3 tRNA genes are annotated in these 290 nt (G+C 52.8%); all 3 read right to left on the reverse strand.

The features are described 5' to 3' along the window. Window positions 1–12: 12 nt before the first annotated feature. The 3 genes from CHI10_RS22020 to CHI10_RS22030 all read right to left on the reverse strand — a co-directional run bounded on the left by CHI10_RS22020 (window position 13) and on the right by CHI10_RS22030 (window position 280). Window positions 13–89: transfer RNA gene (locus tag CHI10_RS22020), tRNA-Ile, on the reverse strand. Between the two features lie 17 nt (window positions 90–106). Then, window positions 107–183 (reverse strand) — tRNA-Met (locus CHI10_RS22025). Window positions 184–204: 21 nt separating this feature from the next. Then, window positions 205–280: transfer RNA gene (locus CHI10_RS22030), tRNA-Ala, on the reverse strand. Window positions 281–290 lie beyond the last annotated feature (10 nt).

Below are 290 nucleotides of genomic sequence, written 5' to 3' on the forward strand. Positions count from 1 at the left end.
TATAAAAGAAAGTGGTGGACCTTGTAGGACTCGAACCTACGACCGGACGGTTATGAGCCGTCTGCTCTAACCAGCTGAGCTAAAGGTCCAGCATCGTTTAGGTAAATGGTAGCGGCGGAGGGGATCGAACCCCCGACCTCACGGGTATGAACCGTACGCTCTAGCCAGCTGAGCTACACCGCCAAAATAATGAAGTAATAATTATGGTGGAGCCTAGCGGGATCGAACCGCTGACCTCCTGCGTGCAAAGCAGGCGCTCTCCCAGCTGAGCTAAGGCCCCAAAAAATTAA

The organism is Bacillus sp. 7894-2 (genome assembly GCF_002272225.1).
GTDB lineage: Bacteria > Bacillota > Bacilli > Bacillales > Cytobacillaceae > Cytobacillus.